Source organism: Streptomyces sp. NPDC002785 (genome assembly GCF_040295565.1).
Lineage (GTDB): Bacteria > Actinomycetota > Actinomycetes > Streptomycetales > Streptomycetaceae > Streptomyces.
Window position 1 is genome coordinate 1 of sequence record NZ_JBEOVN010000344.1, and the last position, 3,792, is coordinate 3,792.

Sequence of the window (3,792 nt, forward strand, 5' to 3'; positions counted from 1 at the left end):
GGGGCGTCCGGCACGCACGCACGCTGCGTTGTCGGTCGTCGGCGCAGCCCGCTGCGCTCTCCTCCCTCCGCCTTGCGATCGCCCGCACCGGACGCCCCCGGCCCCGCCCTGCGGGCGGACGACGCTACTTTCGAAACACGCCCCGGGTTCCTTGTCTCAGACCGCCTTCTTGCCGCTCTTCATCGACACGCCCACACAGACCAATCCCAGCAGCACGGTCAGTCCGCCGATGATGACGTTGTTGAGGATGACGCCGAGGTCCGGGCCGCTGCCGACGACCCATGTCGAGATGATCATCCAGGCGCCTATGGCGCAGATGGCCCAGCTCAGGCCGTACATCCGCTCCGGCATGACGGTGAACCCGAGGCCCAGCGCGGCGATCGCGATACCCATGATCAGGTTGTGCGTCACCAGTCTGGGCTGACTTGCCGTGAAGTTGAGCACCCAGGGCGAGATGGCGCAGTAGAGACCGATGAGGAACACCGGTGCGTCCACGAGGGCCACATCACGGCCACCGAGCATTCGGGCATAGCGATCGCGCATTTCAGAGACATCGGGGTGACTGGCAATGTCACGGCCGGTGTGCGAGAGGTTTGACATGGGCTCGTCTCCTTCGCTCCTACAGACCTGAACGCCGCTTTTATGCGCTGAACAGCCTGTTATGGCCATTCTGCGCTTATCTAACCCTTATATGTCGACTCAAGGTATGCGAATGTCCGTGGGAATCGCACCGCGTGGGTCACCGTCCAGCCGCCGGGCCAGGGCCACCAGATCGGATGTCCGCAGCACGCGGTCCCCGTACCCCGGCAACGGCACGTGCAGCGGTTTCGTCCAGCGTGACGGAATCGCGTCGAAGCCCTACACCGCCCCCGCCAGACCACCGGTCACCGCCGCGACCGTGTCCGTGTCCCCACCCACGTCCACTGCTGCGGCCAGGGCGTTCTCGTATGTACGAGAAGTGCGCAGCGCCCACAGCGCGGTACCCAGACACGGCCACACCGCACCGTTGAACTCCGTTGCCGCGTCCGGATGCCAGCCGGGCGCGAGGACGGTGGCCCAGCGCTCGCGGTGATCCTCGTGCACATGGTCCAGGGCGCCCGGGACGGCGGCGAGCGGATCGTCGCCGGCCAGCGCCACCCGGATCAGCTCGTGGAACACGGCGGTGCCCTCCCAGGCGGCCCGGTCGCCATGCGTCAGCGCGGCGATCCGGCGGGCGGCATCCATCGTCGACACCCGCCCCGTCCGCGCGAAGTACACCGCCGGTGCGGCGGACCGCATCAGCGAACCGTTGCCCGCCGCGCGCCCGTTGACCTGGAAGTGCAGCGCTGCCGCGAGGTCCCAGGGGACACCGCTTGTCAGGACGTCCTCGGTCTGCAGGCCGATGTCCTTCGGCTCGCCCGCCGCCCACCGGCGAAAACGGCCGAACATGTCGGGGAGGTCGAGGCCGCCCTGCTCCAGCAAGGACTCCGCGACCAGAACGGCCATCTGGGTGTCGTCCGTGGCCTCACCCGGATCCCAGCCGCCACCTCCGCACATCGTGCCGACGCCGTCCGGGAAGCGGGCCGCGTACGCACCGGCGGGACCGAACTCGAACGGCGCCCCGAGGGCGTCACCGACCGCCGATCCGACGACGGCACCCACCACCCGGTCCTGCCGACACACGACGCTCAGACGGTTCATCCGCTCAGCGTACGGAGGGCGATCTCCTCCCGTACACGCGGTTTCAGCGAAATGACGCGGTAGACCGTGGCGTTAGCTGTCGGAACATTGCCGCAGACGGCCTCCGAGGAGTCGTTCACCGGGGGTGTCCGGAGAGGGCGCGGATGGGCCAGGAGACCGCCTGGGGCGGGACTCAGGAGACGTCGACCACCACCGAGTGCCAGCCGGTCGCACCGTTCGGCACCGTGCCGGCCCGTCGGCCGGTCTGAGTGGCGCCGGTGCCGTCCGTCGCACGGACTTCGAGGGTGTGACGGCCCGATGCGGCCTGCCACTCCCACACCCACTGGCGCCAGGTGTCACGGCTGTCCTCGGCCGCCGGCCGTGCCGGGTGCCACGGCCCGCCGTCCACCCGGACCTCCACCCGCGAGATACCGCGGTGCTGGGCCCAGGCGACCCCGGCCACCGGCACGGTGCCGGGCTTCGGGGAGGCGAACGGGCGGGGGGTGTCGATCCGGGATTCGGTCTTGATCGGTGCCTGCTGGGACCAGCTCTGTTTCACCCAGTAGGCGTCGTAGGCATCGAACGTGGTGAGCTCGATGTCTTTGATCCACTTGCAGGCTGACACGTAGCCGTACAGACCGGGAACGACCATCCGGACCGGAAAGCCGTGCTCGAACGGCAGCGGCTCGCCGTTCATGCCGAGTGCGAGCATCGCGTCGCGCCCATCCATGACCGCCTCGACCGGTGTGCCGATCGTCATGCCGTCGACGGACCGCGCCACGATCTGGTCGGCAGGCCCGCCCTTCGACGGTGGCCTCACCCTGGCCTCGCGCAGCAGATCGGCGAGCCGCACGCCGATCCACCTGGCATTGCCGATGTACGGGCCGCCGACCTCGTTGGACACACAGGCCAGCGTGATGTCGCGCTCGATGATCTCGCGGCGCAGCAGGTCGTCGAAGCCGACCGTGACGGGTCGCGCCACACCGGTGCCATGGATTTTCAGCCGCCATGCGCCGGCGTCGAGGCGGGGTACGACCAGAGCCGTGTCCACCCGGTAGAAGTCCTTGTTCGGGGTGATGAAGGGACTCAGCCCCCGGATCCTCAGATCGGCGCCCGCCGACACAGCCGGTGCGGCGGAATCGGGTACCGGGAGGACCAGGTCATGACGTGAGGCGGTGGCCCCGGCCTGGACGGAGGACGTGAGCCGCCGCCCCAGGAGTCCCGCACCGGCCGAGGCCGCCGCCGCCGCTGTCGCCGCGATCACAAAACCGCGCCGGTCGAAGGTGCCGTAGGCCTCCTCGCCCGTCTCCCCGGCCGCGGGAGAGGGACGGGGAGTCAGCGTGAGCCGTCCGACCAGGAGATACAGCACTTCTGCGGCCACCACGGCACCCACCACCGAGGGCAGCGCGTCCGTGGGGCTGCCTTCCGGCCGCCCCACCGCCGCCACTGCCCCGACCACGCCGAAGACCAGTACGGCCGCGGAGCCGGTCCGCCGGTGGCGCAGCGCAAGCATCCCGATCGCCACGGCGAAGACCGCCAGCAGCACCACGATGCCCAGCTGCAGCACCAGTTTGTCGTCGGTGCCGAACTTCCGTACGGCGAAGTCCTTCAGGGCCGGGGGAGTGCGGTCGATGACCGCTCCTCCCACGGCCCTGACCGGCCCCGCCTCGGGACGTACGACAGCCGAGACCAGTTCGGCCACGGCCAGGGCGCAGAACCCGGCGATCAGACCGCTGAGCGCGGCGAGAGCGGCGCGCCCCCAGCGGGACCGCCGGGCACGGGAGGCCCTGAGCCGGTGCGAGTCGTTCAGATCTTCTGTCACACGGGGGATTCGTCGCCGGAGCTCCCGAGGATTAGCCCCTTCACCCGAATGGATCAATGTCGCCTCCGGGTCAATACCTGCCGCGACCCGCGACGCCACTCCCCATGTGCCGGTCGGTCCAAGTCGCACGTACCAGTGGATTCCTCCCGCGACCGCCGCGCCGGAACCGCGGGGCCGGGAAGATCAGCCCAGGCCGCGGGGGGGGGGGGGGGGGGGGCCCCCCCCCGCGGGGGGGCCCACCGGGGGCCGGGCGGGGCACGCGGGGGTGGGGGGTGGACAACACATGAAAAAAAAAAACCAACACTCGCAAG

2 protein-coding genes and 1 pseudogene are annotated in these 3,792 nt (G+C 69.9%); all 3 read right to left on the bottom strand.

What is annotated here, in order from left to right; translation table 11 throughout:
• Positions 1-156: 156 nt before the first annotated feature.
• Positions 157-600: an SPW repeat protein gene (locus tag ABTZ94_RS36610; RefSeq protein ID WP_351207628.1), complete on the bottom strand. Its 444-nt coding sequence runs from the start codon at positions 598-600 to the stop codon at positions 157-159.
• Between the two features lie 99 nt (positions 601-699).
• Positions 700-1,680, bottom strand: a pseudogene (locus ABTZ94_RS36615) (ADP-ribosylglycohydrolase family protein).
• A gap of 172 nt (positions 1,681-1,852) precedes the next feature.
• Positions 1,853-3,388, bottom strand: coding sequence for a molybdopterin-dependent oxidoreductase (locus ABTZ94_RS36620; RefSeq protein WP_351207630.1), 1,536 nt, complete (start codon positions 3,386-3,388; stop codon positions 1,853-1,855).
• Positions 3,389-3,792 lie beyond the last annotated feature (404 nt).

Bases quoted from the DNA above. Each gene is read 5' to 3' on its own strand.
- ABTZ94_RS36610 (WP_351207628.1), bottom strand. From the start codon at position 600: ATGTCAAACCTCTCGCACACCGGCCGTGACATTGCCAGTCACCCCGAT.